Origin of the sequence: Modestobacter italicus, assembly GCF_000306785.1 — a bacterium.
GTDB lineage: Bacteria > Actinomycetota > Actinomycetes > Mycobacteriales > Geodermatophilaceae > Modestobacter > Modestobacter italicus.
In genome coordinates this window covers 1,236,767-1,251,636 of record NC_017955.1, presented here as the reverse complement: position 1 = coordinate 1,251,636, position 14,870 = coordinate 1,236,767, and the positions used below count along the sequence as shown (strand labels likewise).

11 protein-coding genes and 1 other RNA gene are annotated in these 14,870 nt (G+C 74.6%); 8 read left to right on the top strand and 4 right to left on the bottom strand.

The window, feature by feature from the left end:
* The first annotated feature begins 32 nt into the window (after window positions 1–32).
* The 5 genes from MODMU_RS06065 to ggh all read left to right on the top strand — a co-directional run bounded on the left by MODMU_RS06065 (window position 33) and on the right by ggh (window position 5,416).
* Window positions 33–536, top strand: a complete 504-nt coding sequence (locus MODMU_RS06065; RefSeq protein ID WP_166503413.1) for a MarR family winged helix-turn-helix transcriptional regulator — start codon at window positions 33–35, stop codon at window positions 534–536.
* Window positions 533–1,312 (top strand): thioesterase family protein, encoded by a 780-nt coding sequence (locus tag MODMU_RS06060; RefSeq protein ID WP_014739313.1) that lies wholly within the window; start codon window positions 533–535, stop codon window positions 1,310–1,312. The genes MODMU_RS06065 and MODMU_RS06060 overlap by 4 nt, the downstream gene beginning before the upstream one ends.
* A gap of 57 nt (window positions 1,313–1,369) precedes the next feature.
* Window positions 1,370–2,395, top strand: coding sequence for a potassium channel family protein (locus tag MODMU_RS06055; RefSeq protein ID WP_014739312.1), 1,026 nt, complete (start codon window positions 1,370–1,372; stop codon window positions 2,393–2,395).
* Between the two features lie 53 nt (window positions 2,396–2,448).
* Window positions 2,449–3,819, top strand: a complete 1,371-nt coding sequence (locus tag MODMU_RS06050) for an APC family permease (protein WP_014739311.1) — start codon at window positions 2,449–2,451, stop codon at window positions 3,817–3,819.
* Between the two features lie 76 nt (window positions 3,820–3,895).
* On the top strand, window positions 3,896–5,416 hold the full coding sequence (gene ggh, locus MODMU_RS06045) for a glucosylglycerate hydrolase (RefSeq protein ID WP_014739310.1): 1,521 nt from the start codon (window positions 3,896–3,898) through the stop codon (window positions 5,414–5,416).
* Window positions 5,417–5,428: 12 nt separating this feature from the next.
* Here the strand turns inward: ggh and MODMU_RS06040 are convergent, their stop codons facing one another.
* Window positions 5,429–7,726: an MMPL family transporter gene (locus MODMU_RS06040; protein WP_014739309.1), complete on the bottom strand. Its 2,298-nt coding sequence runs from the start codon at window positions 7,724–7,726 to the stop codon at window positions 5,429–5,431.
* 246 nt (window positions 7,727–7,972) lie between these two features.
* Between MODMU_RS06040 and MODMU_RS06035 the strand changes: the two genes are divergently transcribed.
* Genes MODMU_RS06035 through MODMU_RS06025 form a run of 3 tightly spaced genes read left to right on the top strand, consistent with a single transcriptional unit; the run spans window position 7,973 to window position 11,427 of the window.
* Window positions 7,973–9,625, top strand: a complete 1,653-nt coding sequence (locus MODMU_RS06035) for an NAD(P)/FAD-dependent oxidoreductase (protein ID WP_041796041.1) — start codon at window positions 7,973–7,975, stop codon at window positions 9,623–9,625.
* 33 nt (window positions 9,626–9,658) lie between these two features.
* A complete protein-coding gene (locus tag MODMU_RS06030) occupies window positions 9,659–10,693 on the top strand; it encodes a uroporphyrinogen decarboxylase family protein (protein WP_014739307.1) in 1,035 nt (344 codons plus the stop codon).
* A gap of 41 nt (window positions 10,694–10,734) precedes the next feature.
* Window positions 10,735–11,427, top strand: coding sequence for an NADPH-dependent F420 reductase (locus MODMU_RS06025; protein ID WP_014739306.1), 693 nt, complete (start codon window positions 10,735–10,737; stop codon window positions 11,425–11,427).
* 28 nt (window positions 11,428–11,455) lie between these two features.
* Here the strand turns inward: MODMU_RS06025 and MODMU_RS06020 are convergent, their stop codons facing one another.
* From MODMU_RS06020 to MODMU_RS06015, 3 genes are all read right to left on the bottom strand, one after another.
* Window positions 11,456–12,949 carry a DUF2252 domain-containing protein gene (locus MODMU_RS06020; protein WP_014739305.1) on the bottom strand — a complete coding sequence of 498 codons (1,494 nt, stop codon included), beginning with the start codon at window positions 12,947–12,949 and terminating at the stop codon, window positions 11,456–11,458.
* Window positions 12,950–13,119: 170 nt separating this feature from the next.
* Window positions 13,120–13,495: a transfer-messenger RNA gene (gene ssrA, locus MODMU_RS27565) on the bottom strand.
* A 115-nt stretch (window positions 13,496–13,610) separates the two neighbouring features.
* A complete protein-coding gene (locus tag MODMU_RS06015; RefSeq protein ID WP_014739303.1) occupies window positions 13,611–14,759 on the bottom strand; it encodes a magnesium and cobalt transport protein CorA in 1,149 nt (382 codons plus the stop codon).
* Window positions 14,760–14,870: the final 111 nt, after the last annotated feature.

The following is a 14,870-nucleotide window of genomic DNA, read 5'->3' as shown; positions in this document are numbered from 1 at the left end:
GATGCTCGTGGAACAACCTACGGTGTCCCTTCGTGGAGCGACCAGCGGGTGGATGCGACCCCGAGCCGGCGGTGCCCGGCTGGGTCGCGGCCGGACCCGAGGGCATCCCCGCCTACACGCTGGCCCGGGCCGGTGCGGCGATGAACGCCGCCTTCGCCCGCCGGCTGGCCGCCGTCGGGCTGCGGCCGCACACCTTCTCCGTGCTGGTGCACCTCGCCCGCGAACCCGCGCTGACCTCGGCCGAACTGGCCCGGCGGCTGGCGATGACGCCGCAGAGCATGAGCAGCCTGCTGCACGGCCTGGCCGACGCCGGGTGGGTCGAGCGGCCGTCCGGCGCGCGGCGCGGTCAGCGCATCGACGTCCGGCTGACCCCGGCCGGACGGCAGGCGCTGGCCGCCGCCGGTCCGGTGCTCGCCGAGCTCGGCCGCCCCGAGGCGATGGGGCTCACCGCGGAGGAGGCCGGCACGCTGCACGCCCTGCTCGAGCGCGTGCTGGCCGCCGTGGACACCACCGACCGACCGAGGAGGACGCCGTGACCGAGATCGCCGAGGCCTTCTACCTGCCGCTGGGCGAAGGCAGGTTCGCCCCGACCCGGGCCACCGAGAGCCCGTGGGACGCGCAGTCCCAGCACGGCGGCCCGCCGTCGGCGCTGCTGGCGCACCTGGCCGGCGCCACCGCGGAGCCCGGCCAGCGGGCCGCCCGGGTGTCGGTGGACTTCCTCGGCGCCATCCCGCGCCGGGAGCTGACCGTGGAGGTCCAGGTGCTCCGGCCGGGACGGCGGATCTCGCTCACCGAGGCGCGGATGACCGTAGACGGGCGCGCCGTCGCCGTGGCCCGGGTCTGGTACCTGGCCACCGGCCCCACCCCGCCGGCCCGCACGCCCGCCGTCCTCCCGCCGCCGCTGCCCGACCGGGACTCGGTGTTCCTGCCGCACCTGGCCGACTGGGGTTACGGGCGGGCGCTGGACTGGCGGTACACCGCCGGCACCGCCGACTCCCCCGGGCCGGCGGCGGTGTGGACCCGGGTGCGCCTCCCGCTGGTGGCCGGCCAGCCGATCACCCCGCTGGCGCGGACGCTGGTCGCCGCCGACGCGGCCAACGGGCTGTCGGCCGAGCTGCCGCTGGACCGCTGGCTGTCCATCCCGCCGGGGATGGCGACCACGCTGCTGCGCGAACCGGTCGGCGAGTGGGTGCACCTGGACTGCCGCACGCAGCTGGCCGAGGACGGGCTGGGGCTGTGCTCCGGGGTGCTGTCCGACCCCGGCGGCACCCTCGGCGAGGTGGCCCAGCCGCTGCTGGTCCGCGCGCGGTGACCGCACCCGGGGCCCGGCGCTCGCTAGTGTCGCGCCGGTGACGGGAGCGGGGCCGGGATGCTGAGCGACGACCACAGCGGGGTGCACCTCGCCCACTCCGAGGAGTCCCCCGCCCGCCAGGTCTGGCGGCGGGTGGTCATCGCCTCGGTCGTGCTGGTGCTGACCGTGCTGATCGTCTACCTCGACCGGGACGGGTACCGGGACAACAACGGCGGCGAGATCAGCGTCCTGGACGCCACCTACTACGCCACCGTCACGCTCTCCACGACCGGCTACGGCGACATCACCCCGGTCACCCCGGGCGCCCGGCTGGTCAACATCCTCGTGATCACGCCCATGCGGATCGCGTTCCTGCTCATCCTCATCGGCACCACCCTCGAGGCGCTCACCGCGCGCTCGCGGGAGGAGTTCCGGGTCCGACGCTGGAGGTCTCGCGTGCGCCAGCACGTCGTCGTGTGCGGTTACGGCACCAAGGGCCGCAGCGCCATCCGGGCACTGCTGAGCACCGGCACCGACGCCGCGCACATCGTGGTGGTCGATCCCGATCCCCGGGCGATCGAGGAGGCGACCTCCGCCGGGCTCACCGGCGTGCTCGGCGACGCCGGCCGGATGGAGGTGCTGCGCCGGACGTCGGTGGAGAAGGCCCGCGCCGTCGTCGTGGCCGCCAACCGCGACGACGCCGCGGTGCTCATCGTGCTCACCGTGCGGCAGCTGAACCCCAGCGTGCCGATCACCGCCAGCGTCCGCGAGGAGGAGAACGCCAGCCTGCTCCGCCAGTCCGGCGCCGACTCGGTGATCACCACCTCGGCCACCTCCGGGCGGCTGCTGGGGCTCTCCCCCGACCAGCCCGGCGTCGTCCACGTCGTGGAGGACCTGCTGACCGCCGGCCGGGGCCTGGACCTGCAGCAGCGCACGGTCACCCCCTCGGAGGTCGGCCTGGGTGCCCGGCAGCTGCGCGACGTCGTGCTGTCGGTCGAGCGCGGCGGCCGCCACCTGCGCTTCGACGACCCGCTGATCGGCACCCTGCAGAGCGGCGACGTGCTCGTCGTCGTCAAGGCCCACCGGGCGCCCGAGCTGAACTGAGTCCGCGGGTCCCCCGGTTTGCCCTGGCCGGGCGGCCCACCGAGACTCGGCCGGTGCAGAAGTCCGACGTCCCCTCCCCCGCGCCGCCCGACTCCGAGGACACCGCCCTGCGCCGGGCGGTGAGCGGGAAGCTGCTCTACGTCTTCGTGCTGGGCGACGTGCTGGGGGCCGGCATCTACGCCCTGGTCGGCGAGATCGCCGGCGAGGTGGGCGGCGCGATCTGGGTCCCCATGCTGGCCGCGCTGCTGCTGGCGCTGCTGACCGCCGCCTCCTACGCCGAGCTGGTCACCAAGTACCCGCGGGCGGGCGGGTCGGCGGTGTTCGCCGAGCGCGCCTTCGGCCGGCCGGTGGTGTCCTTCCTGGTCGGCTTCTGCATGCTCGCCGCCGGCGTCACCAGCGCGGCCGGGCTGGCCCTGGCGTTCGCCGGCGACTACCTGTCGGTCTTCCTCGACGTGCCCGCCGTCCCGGCGGCCCTGGTCTTCCTGCTGGTGGTGGCCCTGGTCAACGCCCGCGGGATCAAGGAGTCGGTGCGGGCCAACGTGGTGATGACCGTGATCGAGGTGTCCGGGCTGCTGCTGGTCGTGGTGCTCGGCGCGATCGTGCTCGGCCGGGGCGACGGCGACGTCAGCCGGGTCGTGGAGTTCCCGGACGGGGTGTCGGCCGGGTCGGCGGTGCTGGCCGCCGCGGTGCTCGCCTACTACTCCTTCGTCGGGTTCGAGACCTCGGCCAACATCGCCGAGGAGGTGCGCGACGTGCGCCGGGTCTACCCGCGGGCGCTGTTCGGGGCGCTGCTGACGGCCGGCGTGGTCTACGTGCTGGTCGGGCTGGTCGCCTCGATCGTCCTGCCGGCCGGCGAGCTGTCCTCCTCCACCGGCCCGCTGCTCACCGTCGTGCAGGCCACCGGCATCGCCGTCCCGGACCGGCTGTTCAGCGCCATCGCCCTGATCGCCGTCGCCAACGGCGCGCTGCTGACCATGATCATGGCCAGCCGGATGGTGTTCGGCCTGGCCGGGCAGCGGCTGCTGCCCCCGGCGCTGGGCGCGGTGCTGCCGGGCCGGCGCACGCCCTGGGTGGCGATCGTGCTGACCACCGCCGTCGCCATGGCGCTCACCCTGGTCGGGGACCTCGGCGAGCTGGCCAACATCGTCGTCCTGCTGCTCCTGCTGGTCTTCCTGAGCACGAACGTGTCGGTGCTCGTGCTGCGCCGGGACCGGGTCGAGGCCGAGCACTTCACCGCACCGGTCGTGCTGCCGGTGCTGGCCATCGCCTCCTGCCTGCTGCTGCTGTGGCAGCAGGACGGCACCACCTGGCTGCGCGCCGGGCTGATGCTGCTGGTCGGCGTCGCGCTGTACCTGCTGGCCCAGGCGCCGTGGTGGCGGGGCTCCGAGGAGCGCGCCGAGGTGGCGTCAACGAGCGCTCCGTGACGATTGGGTGAACTACCCGCCGGAGCACCGGCGGCGGGGTGAGGATGCAGGGACGGCGAGAGGAGCTGACCCGCAGATGACCGTGTCCCAACCCAGCGCCGTGGAGATCGGGCTGATGTCCGGCCGGGCCGGCTACGTCCTCCGGGCCAACGACCGGGGCGCGTTCACCGTGGCCTCACCGACCCTCTACCCGCACATGTGGAGCTGGGACGCCGGCTTCGTGGCGCTCGGCATCGCCACGGTGTCGGTGCCGCGGGCGCTCGCCGAGCTGCGCAGCCTGCTGTCGGGCCAGTGGGCGACCGGGATGATCCCGCACATCCTGTTCCACCAGCCCAGCGACTACTTCCCCGGACCCGACCGCTGGCGCACCCAGGTCGCCGCCGCCCGCCCGGCCGGGGTGCTCACCTCGGGCATCTGCCAGCCGCCGATCCACGTCATCGCGCTCTCCCGGATCCTGCACGACGCCCGCCGCCGGGGCGGGGCGGACCAGGAGCTGGCCGAGGACTTCGTGCGGGAGACCTTCGACCAGTGGCTGGCCTGGCACTCCTACCTGGCGACCGCCCGCGACCCGTACTCCTACGGCCTGGTCGAGATCCACCACGGCTGGGAGTCCGGCATGGACGACTCACCGCGCTGGGACGCCCCGTACGCCAACGTGCACCCGCAGCCGGACATGCCGCCGTTCGTCCGCGCCGACCTGGCGCACGTCACCGACCCCTCGCAGCGGCCCACCGACGCCGAGTACGCCCGCTACCTCTGGCTGCTCGAGCAGAAGGTGCGCTCCCGCTACGACGACGCCGTCTACCGCTCGACCGGGGACTTCGTCGTCGGCGACGTGCTGGTGTCGGCGCTGCTGGCCGCGGCCAGCGACCTGCTCGCCGACATGGGCGAGGAGCTGGGCATCGGCCAGGGCGCGGCCGGCGGGGTGGAGCAGTCGCGGGCCATCGCCCGCCGGTTCCGCACCGGGGTGCTGCGCTCGGTCGACCCGGCCACCGGGCTGGCCCGCGACCTCGACCTGCGCACCGGCGGGTGGCTGGACGTGGAGAGCGCGGCCGGCTTCGCCCCGCTGCTGTGCGGTGGGGACGACGCCCTGACCCGGCGGCAGCGCGACCTGCTGCTGGGCCCCCGCTGGTGCGGGCACTCGCGGCTGCGCTGGCCGGTGGTGCCCTCGGTGTCGCCGGCCTCGCCGGCGTTCCGCGGGGAGAAGTACTGGCGCGGCCCGCAGTGGCCGGTGCTCAACTGGCTGATGGCCTGGGCGCTGAACCGGTCCGGTGAGCAGGAGGCGGCCAACCAGCTGCGGCTGGCCGGGTTGTCCCAGCTCGTCGACTGCGACTTCGCCGAGTACTACCAGCCGATGACCGGCGAGACGCTGGGCAGCCGCGACCAGTCCTGGACGGCGGCGATCGCGCTGGACTTCCTGGCCGCCCGGCGCCCGGCGCAGCGCCGCCCGGTGCGCTGGCTGACCAGCGAGCTGCCGCGGATCACCCCGGCGCAGCGGGCAGCCAACGCCGCGGGCCTGCACCCGGGCCACGTCGCCGGGCACCGGCCGCCGCACACCCGGGGCCCCGCGACGGCGCCGGACGGCCACCTGCCCTGACCGGCCCCGGGCTCAGCCGGCCGGACCCCGCTGCTCGGCGGGGGTGACCGCCTCCTCGCCCGCCCGGGGCGCGGGCACCAGGTCGGCGACTCGGGCCAGGTGCGCGCTGCCCTCGATGTCGACGTCGGGCACCACCCGCTCCAGCCACCGGGGCATCCACCAGGCGCGGGCGCCGAGCAGCGACATCACCGCCGGCACCAGCACCATCCGGATCACGCTGGCGTCGATGAGCACCGCGGCGGCCATCCCGACGGCCAGCATCTTCACCGTCGGGTCGGGGTCGAGCACGAAGCTGCTGAAGACCACGACCATGACCGCGGCCGCGGTGGTGATCACCCGGGCCGTGCCGCCGATGCCGATGGCGACGCTGCGGTGCGCGTCCCGGGTCGCCGACCACGCCTCGTGCACCCGGGACAGCAGGAAGACCTCGTAGTCCATCGACAGCCCGAACACGATGGCGAACATCAGCATCGGCACGAACGCGGGGATGGGCAGGTCCTCCTCGATCCCGATCCACGACGAACCCCAGCCCCACTGGAAGACGGCGACCACGACGCCGTAGGCCGCGCCCACCGACAGCAGGTTGAGCACCGCGGCCTTGGTGGCGATCACCACCGACCGGAAGGCCACCGTGAGCAGCACGAACGACAACGCGACGACGGTGAGGATCAGCCACGGCATCCGGGCGGCGATCTTGTCGGTGAAGTCGACGTACCCGGCCGTCGTCCCCACCACGAAGGTGTCCGCCGGGACCCCCGGCAGCACGTCGGACCGCAACCGCTGCACCAGCTCGGTGGTCGCCTGGTCCTGCGGTGACGTCGTCGGGACGACGGTCAGGACGGCGGTGTCCCCGGCCTGGTCCACGTTCGGCGCACCGACCGAGGCCACCCCCGGGGTCTGCCCGAGCGTGGTCGCGGTGTTCGTCAGCAGCGTCGTCGCGTCGTCCGGCGAGGTCCCGTCGGGCACCACGACGACGACGGAGAGCGGACCGTTGATGCCCGGTCCGAAGCCCTCGGCGAGCAGGTCGTAGGCCCGCCGGTCGGTCTCCGTGGTCGGGTCGGTGCCGGCGTCGACCTGGCCGAGCTGCAGGGAGAGGACCGGGATCGCCAGCACCACCAGCACCGCGGTCGACAGCAGCGCCCAGGGCAGCGGCCGGTCGCTCACCCGGCGGCCCCAGCGGGCGAAGGCGCTGCGCTCGTGGGCCTCGTCGCTGCGCGCGGCGAGGTCGGCGAGCCGGGCGGCGGTGGTCGCCGGGTCGTCGTCGGCGGCGACCGCGGCCTGCCGGGCCCGCCGGTCGCGGCGGGCCAGCACCCGGGGTCCGGCCAGGCCCAGCAGCGCGGGCACCAGGGTGAGCGCGGCCAGCATCGCGACGGCCACCACGACCGCCGCCGCCAGCCCCATCGCGCCGACGAACGGCACCCCGGCGACGTAGAGCCCGAGGATGGCGACGACCACCGTGCTGCCGGCGATCACGATCGCCGCCCCGGAGGTCGCGTTGGCCCGGCCGGCCGAGGTGACCACGTCGGCGCCGTGGTCGAGCTGGTCTCGGTGCCGGGCGACCAGGAACAGCCCGTAGTCGACCGCGACGCCCAGGCCCAGCAGGGTGGCCACGGTCGGCGCGGTGTCCGGGAAGGTCCACAGCGCCGCCAGCAGCCCGACGAGCGACAGGCCGGCGAGCACGCTGGCCACCGCGGACACCAGCGGCAGCAGGGCGGCCACGACCGAGCCGAACATGACCAGCAGCAGCACCAGGGCGATGCCCAGGCCGATGGCCTCGGAGTCCCGGTCGTCGGTGACGTGGCCGATCTTCCCCGCGCCGCCGCCGTACTCGACCTCGAGCCCGGCGGCGCGGGCGGGCGCGACGGCGTCGTCCAGCTGGTCGAGGTAGGCCTCGTCCAGCGAGCCGGGGACGACGCTCCAGGACACCGGGCCGTAGGCCACGGTGCCGTCGGCGGAGACCAGCGGCGAGCTCGGGACGGCGAAGGGGTCGGTCGCCGTGAGGACGTCGGGCAGGGCGCCGACCGCGGTCATCGCGCCGGAGACGGCGGCCTGCTGGTCGGCGACCGCCCCGTCCCCGGAGGCGGCGAAGACGATCTGCCCGGCGTAGCCGCCCGCCTGGGGGAACTGCTCCTCCAGCACCGCCAGGCCCTCGGCGGACTCGCTGCCGGGCACCGAGTAGTCGTTGGCGAACTCCCCCGCCCAGGCCCGCGAGGCGAGCACCACCGCGGCCAGCACCAGCACCCACACCGCCAGCACCGCCCAGTGCCGGTGGGCGCACCACCGGCCCAGCCGGTCCAGCGCCGCGTTCACCGCGGGCTCCGCGGGCCGTGCGGGCACAGGAACGACAGGGACATGGTCGGCCGTCCGTCCGGATCGGGCCGTCCGGCCCGCGGACCGCGGACCGGCCCCCGTGGCGACCTGTCCGGCGAACGCTAGGGAGGCGCCCCGCCGGTGTCCAGGGGGTCCGGTGCGCCGACACCCCTGGTGGCCCGGGCCCCGCGCTCGTACGCTCGCCGCCGTGTGGGCCGCGACTGCCCGACGACCGGGCCGGTGGGCGTGAGCACGCCTGTGCTCGTCGCGGTCGACGACCACCCGGACCTGCTCCGGGACGTCGAGCGGGAGCTGCGCAACCGGTACGCGGCGGACTACCGCATCTGCTGCCTGAGCTCGGCGGACGACGCCCTCGCCACGCTCGACCGGCTGGCCGCGGCCGGCGACGAGGTCGCCCTGGTGCTCGCCGGCGAGGAGCTCGACGGCCGGCCCGGCACCGCGCTGCTGGCGCAGGTGCCTCGCACGTTCCCGCAGGCCGAGCGGGTGCTGCTGGTGGCGTGGGGCCGGGTCGGGGACCCCGCCAGCGGCGACGCGATCTTCGAGGCGATCTCCCGCGGGCGGATGGACCACTACGTCGTCCGGCCGGGCGGACCGCCGGACGAGTACTTCCACCAGGCGGTGACCAGCTTCCTGCTGCGCTGGGCCGAGTCGGGGCACCGCACGCCGCACGCCGTCCACGTGGTCGGGGAGAGCTGGTCGGGCCGGGCCTACGAGCTGCGTGCGGTGCTCGAGCGGTGCGCCCTCCCGCACCGTTTCCTGCTCGCCGACTCCGCCGAGGGCCGCGCGCTGCTCGGCGGGGCGCGCCTGCGGTTCCCGCTGATGGTCATGCCGAACGGCCACGTGCTCGAGGACCCCAGCGACATCGACATCGCGCGGGCCTCGGGAACCGCGGTCGCCCCCGACCGCGACGAGTACGACCTCGTCGTCGTCGGCGGCGGACCGGCCGGGCTGTCGGCGTCGGTCTACGGCGCGTCCGAGGGGCTGCGCACCCTGATGATCGACTCCGGTGGCATCGGCGGGCAGGCCACGACGAGCTCCTCGATCCGCAACTACCTGGGCTTCCCCCGGGGCGTCAGCGGCGGTGAGCTGGCCCGGCGTGCCTACGAGCAGGCCTGGGTGTTCGGCACGCGCTTCGCCCTCATGCAGCAGGTGACCTCGCTGGCGCGGGAGCCGGACGGCGTCGTGGTCTCCCTGGCCACCGGCGGGGTCGTGGTCGCCGGTGCCGTGGTGCTGGCCACGGGGGCGAGCTACCGCCGGCTCGACGTCCCCTCCCTCGAGGCGCTGCGCGGGTCCGGGGTCGTGTACGGCGCCGCCGCCTCGGAGGCACCGCTGGTGGCCGACGAGGACGTCTACGTGGTCGGCGGCGCGAACTCCGCCGGCCAGGCGGTGCTGCACCTGGCCCGGTACGCCCGGCGGGCCACGCTCGTCGTCCGGGGCACGAGCCTGGAGGCGGGGATGTCGCACTACCTCGTGCAGCAGATCCGGGCGACCCCCAACGTCGCGGTGCGCACCGGCACGGAGGTCGTCGGCGGCGGGGGTGACTGCCGGCTCGACCACCTGGTGCTGCGCTCCCGGACCACCGGCGAGGAGGAGACGGTGGCCGCGGCCGCGCTGTTCCTCATGATCGGCGCGCAGCCGCACACCGAGTGGCTGCCCCCGACGGTGGAGCGCGACCCGGACGGCTTCGTCCTCACCGGCGCCGACCTGAGCGCGCGGGGCCTGGACGCGCTGGGCCGGCCCCCGCTGGCGCTCGAGACCAGCCTGGCCGGGGTGCTCGCGGTCGGCGACGTCCGGCACGGGTCGGTGAAGCGGGTCGCGTCCGCCGTCGGCGAGGGCTCCATCGCGATCCGGCTCGTCCACCGGCTGCTCGCCGCCTGAACGACCGTGCGGCCGCACCGGCAGGATGGGCCCATGGCGCTCCCGCTCCCCCCGTTGCCCACGACCGTCGTCGGCAGCCTGCCCCAGCCGGACTGGCTGATCGACCGCGACCGGCTCGGGCACCAGTTCCCGCCGCGGGTGCGGGCCCGCGAGCTCTGGCGGATCCCGCCGGAGCACCTGCAGGAGGCCCAGGACGACGCCACCCTGGCCGCCGTCCGGGCGCAGGAGCTGGCCGGGCTGGACATCGTCGGCGACGGCGAGATCCGCCGGGAGTCCTACTCCAACCACTTCGCCACCCGGCTGGAGGGCCTGGACCTCGACTCCCCCGGCACCGTGCGCAACCGCTCCGGGATGGACATCCCCGTGCCGCGGGTGACCGGGGAGATCCGCCGTCCGGAGCCGGTGCAGGTCGAGGACGTGCGGTTCCTGCGGGCGCACACCGACCGGGCGGTCAAGATGACCGTCCCCGGGCCGTTCACGATGACCCAGCAGGCGCAGGACGACCACTACGGCGACGACCGCCTCCTGGCGCTGGCCTACGCCGACGTCGTCCGGGCCGAGATCGCCGACCTGTTCGCCGCCGGCGCGGACATCGTGCAGCTGGACGAGCCGTGGCTGCAGGCCCGGCCGGAGGTGGCCCGGCGCTACGGCGTGGAGGTCCTCACCCGGGCCCTCGCCGACGCCCCCGGACCGGTGCACGTGCACGTCTGCTTCGGCTACGCGGCGATGGTCGCCGAGCGGCCGGAGGGCTACTCGGTGCTGCCGGAGCTGGCCGACGTCCCGGCCGCGGCAATCTCGGTGGAGACGGCGCAGTCTCACCTGGACCCGGCCACGCTGCGGCCGCTGCGCGGGACGGGCGTCGCGCTCGGCGTGCTGGACCTGTCGACGCCGGAGGTGGAGACGCCCGAGGTCGTCGCCGACCGGGTGCGGCGGGCGCTGGACCACGTCGACGTCGACCGGCTGGTGCTGTCCAGCGACTGCGGGCTGAAGTACCTGCCGCGGGCGTCGGCGGCGGGCAAGATGCGCTCCCTCGCCCAGGCCGCGGCGATCGTGCGCGCCGAGCTCTGACCGGCGGGAATGCCGCTGCCGCTGCCGGCCTTGCGCCCGACATGACGACGATCGGACTCATCGGCAGCGGGAACATCGGCAGCACCGTGGCACGGCTGGCGGTCGCCGCCGGCTACGACGTGGTGGTCAGCAACAGCCGTGGCCCGGAGACCCTCGCCGACCTCGTGGCCGAGCTCGGCCCGCGGGCCCGGGCGGCCACCGCCTTCGACGCCGCCGAGGCCGGCGACCTCGTGGTGGTCACCGTGCCGCTGAAGAACTACCGGGAGGTGCCGGTCGAGCCGCTGCGCGGCAAGGTCGTGATCGACACCAACAACTACTACCCCGACCGCGACGGGCGGATCGCCGAGCTCGACGACGAGTCGACCACCACCAGCGAGCTCCTGCAGGCGCACCTGCCGGAGTCGCACGTGGTCAAGACGTTCAACAGCATCTACGTCGACCAGCTCGGCACCCTGCACCGCCCGGCAGGCGACCCCGAGCGCTCGGCCCTCCCGATCGCCGGCGACGACGCGGCGGCCAAGGCGACGGTCGCGGAGTTCCTCGACGCCATCGGCTACGACTCCCACGACGTCGGCCCGCTCGCGGAGGGCTGGCGCTTCCAGCGCGACACCGCCGCCTACGTGATGATCTACGCGGCTCCCGGCCCTGACGCCCCCAACGGCCCCGGCCGCCCGGTGGGCCGCCAGGCGCTGACGGAGGCGCTGGCCGAGGCGGTCCGCTACCGCGACATGTGAGGAAGGCACGTAGGGCCCGGACCGGGCCCTACGTGCCGGTCCGGGCCTCGATCCGGCCGGCGGCGACCGCGGCCGCGAACGCGGCGTGGTCGCGCTCGTTCTGGTCGGCGTAGGCCGTGGCGAACTGCGCGACGGCCCGGTCGAACGCCGGCCCCTTGCCCAGGTAGGCGGCGATCGCGATGCGATCCCCCCACCGGGCGTGGGCTCGGCCGAGGGTGGCGCCGCAGATGCGGGCGTACAGGGTCGCCCCGGCCACCCGCATGCTGTCGACGTCGGCACTGCCCTTCCAGTCGTGGAACTGGCGCACGTAGTAGTCGCGGGTCACCCCGTCCAGGCCGGTGATCCGCTGCCAGCCGAGGAAGATGTCGGTCGCCGCCTGCATCAGCCGCTGACCGACGACCACCCGCTGCCCGTGGTTGCGGTACGCGCTGGGTCCGAGGCCGCGCTCCAGCACCGACGGCGCGGCCTCCTTGACCTGCAGGAAGAGCGGGTCGTCGTCGTCCCGGCCGACCAGCAGCAGGATGTAGCAGCGGGTGCCGACGCTGCCGACGCCGACGACCTTCCGGGCCGCGTGCACGTAGCGGTACTCCTCCAGCGGGTGGTGCTGGTGGCTGAGCGTGCGCCGGTAGGACGCCAGCAGCTTCTTGATCGCCGGAGCGGGGTCCTCCCAGGCGGTGCCGGGCCGGGCCAGGTCCTCGATCGGGACGATGATCGGCGGGTCCGCGACGATCCGCAGCTCGCCGTCGACCAGGCCGGTGCGGCGGGCCAGCACGCGGGTGCTGTCGCGGGACCGCGCCTTGGCGACCATGTCCTCCTGGGCGCGGGCGTCGCGCCGTCCGACGCGTCGGACGGCGACCTCCCGGCGGACCAGCTCCAGCAGCTCGCCGGCCTCGAGGTGCTCGTACCAGGCCTGCAGGCCGCTCATCCCGGCGGCGCGGCGCATCCGGTCCCGGTACTCGCGGACGCCGGCCACGACGATCGCGTGCCGGTCCTCGGGGCTGAACCCGCGCTCCCGGCCCAGCACCTCGAAGCTGGCCGCGAGCCGTTTGACGTCCCACTCCCACGGCCCGGGCAGGGTCTCGTCGAAGTCGTTGATGTCGAACAGCATCCGTCGTTCCGGCGAGCCGAACAGGCCGAAGTTCGACAGGTGCGCGTCCCCGCACAGCTGCACGGTGACGCCGGACCGCGGGGTGCCGACCAGGTCGGCGGACATGACGGCCGCCGCGCCCCGGAAGAAGGTGAAGGGCGACTCGAGCATCCGGCCGTACCGGATCGGCAGGAGCTCGGGCACCCGCGTCCGGGCCTGCTGCTCGAGCAGCGCGACCGGGTCCGGGCGGTCCGGCGCCGGCTCCCACCGGCCGTGCCCGGACCTCGGCGCGTCCCGGCGGGCCGCCTGGCCGCGCGCGAGCCGCTCCTCGACGGTCAGCCGCCTCCGCCGCCAGGCCGACGCGAACACCGCGTCGCCCGGCGGCGCACCGTCGCCGTCCGGAGCGGGGTGCGGGCGCACACGGACGGTCGTCACTGTCGGCTCCTGCCCCTCGGCAGCCGGCGAAGCGCCGGTCGGGCTCCATCGTCGGGAGCCGGGGTGGCACCGGGCACACCCGGACCGGGTGAAGGTCACCGACCGAGGAACGCACGCAGGGCCCGGTCTCCAGACCGGGCCCTGCGTGGTGGAACGGGGGGATTGATGTGTGGTGGAGGCGGCGGGAATCGAACCCGCGTCCTGCGACGCATCACCAGGGCTTCTCCGAGCGCAGTCCGCTCTGTCTCTGCTCGACCCCACCGATCCCGCGAACAAGTCGGTGTGACGGGCCCAGCCGCTGTTTGGTGTCCCGCACGCACCCGCGACCGGTGCGTGCAGTGAGTCATCTAGCTGATGCCAGGAACCGGGTCGATGACGAACCCGGGCTGACAGACTCGCCTAGCTGCTGTTAGGCAGCGAGAGCGAAGTCGCGCTGACTGGAGTCGGCGCTTGTGTTTTTTGCAACGCGTGGTTAACGAGCTCATCGTTGCCTTCCTCGGCTCGCTTCCCCTGGTCACCCGACCGCAGTCGAGACCAATCGCCCCCCTGTTGAGTTGTGCAGACAGCTTAACTGCTCGTGCCCTCGTGATGTTCCACCGACGGCCCCGCTGCAGGGTCCCGACGCGAGCTTGCGAGCGTCGGGGGGGGGGGGGGTCCTTCGTCAGATCCAGTCGCGCCGCTTGAACACCAGGTACAGCACGACGCTGACCATCAGCATCAGCACCAGCGCGAGCGGGTACCCCAGCCGCCAGTCGAGCTCGGGCATGTGGGTGAAGTTCATCCCGTAGACGGTGCCCACCAGGGTCGGGGCGAACAGGATCGCGGCCCACGCGGAGATCTTCTTGACCTCCTCGCCCTGCGCCAGCGACGTCTCGGTCAGCTCGCGGATCTCCTCGTTCTGCCGCTGCGCGACCAGCGTGGCGTTCACGGTGAGGATGTCGCGCAGCTGCAGCCGGAAGCCCTCCACCCGCTCGGTCACCGACGTCACGTGGTCGGCGACGTCCCGCAGGTAGCTGCGCAGCTCCTCGTCGACGCCGTACTTCTCGAACCCGGCGGTGATCGCGGCCAGGATGCCGGTCAGCGGCTGGGCGGCCCGCTGGAAGTCCACGACCTCCTGGGACAGCTCGTAGATGCGCCGGGAGACCTGCGGGTCACCGCGGAAGACCTCGACCTCGATCTCGTCGATGTCGTTCTCCAGGCCGGCGACGACCGGCGCGTACCCGTCGACGACGGCGTCCAGGATCGCGTAGAGCACCGCCTCGCTCCCCCGCGCCAGCAGCTCCGGGTCGCTCTCCAGCCGGCGGCGCACCCGGGACAGGTCCGGCGACTCGCTGTGCCGGACGGTGATCACGAAGTCCCGGCCGAGGAACAGGTGCAGCTCGCCGAAGTCGACCTCCTCGGCGGCGTCCAGGTAGCGGGCGGCCTTGAGGACGACGAAGAGCGTGTCGCCGTAGCGTTCGAACTTCGGCCGCTGGTGCGCCTTGATGGCGTCCTCGACCGCCAGCTCGGGCAGGTCGTACTGCTCGGCAAGCTCACCGAGCGCAGCGGGGTCCGGGCGGTAGAGGCCCAGCCACACCATCCGGTCCTCGTAGCCCTCGGTCAGCCACTCATGGCTCTCGGCGGGTGACCCGGGTGTGGCGATCCGCCGGCCGCCGGCGTAGACCGCGTTGTCCACCATCCGCGCGGGGCGGTCCACCGGGGTCAGCTGCGCAGCCGACCCGTCGGACGACCTCGGGACGGCGGCCGGGCGCGGCCGGCGGGTGAGGGTGGAGAGGGCGGCACGGGGCGTGCTGAGACGGCGGTCGGACACGACGGGACTCCCGGAGGACGCGGGGACGGGGACGCAGGAGAGGTCCCCGCACGCAGCACCGCCGCGGGTCGGGCGTCGACCGGGCGCGTCAGCAGGAGGGGACCTCGGGAC